The organism is Pseudomonas sp. HMWF006 (assembly GCF_003061205.1).
Classification (GTDB): Bacteria; Pseudomonadota; Gammaproteobacteria; order Pseudomonadales; family Pseudomonadaceae; genus Aquipseudomonas; species Aquipseudomonas monsensis.
Window position 1 is genome coordinate 1 of record NZ_QAIU01000611.1, and the last position, 401, is coordinate 401.

The 401-nt window shown below is 58.9% G+C and carries 1 pseudogene; it reads right to left on the reverse strand.

From position 1 onward, the window contains the following. A pseudogene (locus tag DBR24_RS28540) lies at positions 1-297 on the reverse strand (porphobilinogen synthase); the annotation flags it as partial. Between the last annotated feature and the right edge of the window lie 104 nt (positions 298-401).

Here is a 401-nt window from a genome sequence, read left to right on the forward strand (position 1 = left end):
GCCGTCTTCGCGCCAGGTGTCGCTGCCGTTACTGTCCAGATGGTGCGACACGCCGAAGGTCATCACCGACTTGATCCCGGCACGGGCATAGCGCTCGATCTCGCTGGCCAGTTTGCGCTCGGGAATGCGCATCACCCCCGGCATACTCTTGATCGGCACAAAATCGTCGATGTCTTCTTCGACGAAAATCGGCAGCACCAGATCGTTCAGGCTGAATTCGGTTTCCTGGAACAGACTGCGCAGGCTCGCATTGCGGCGCAGACGGCGGGGACGTGCTTCGGGGAACTGACTGGACATGGGGCCTTTCCTGAAATCGGAAGATGAGACGAAAGTCGTAGGGGGCGAAGCTTATGCCTTGCGGCGGGCGGGGTACAAACCTGGATCAATCAAGAGTGCATTAC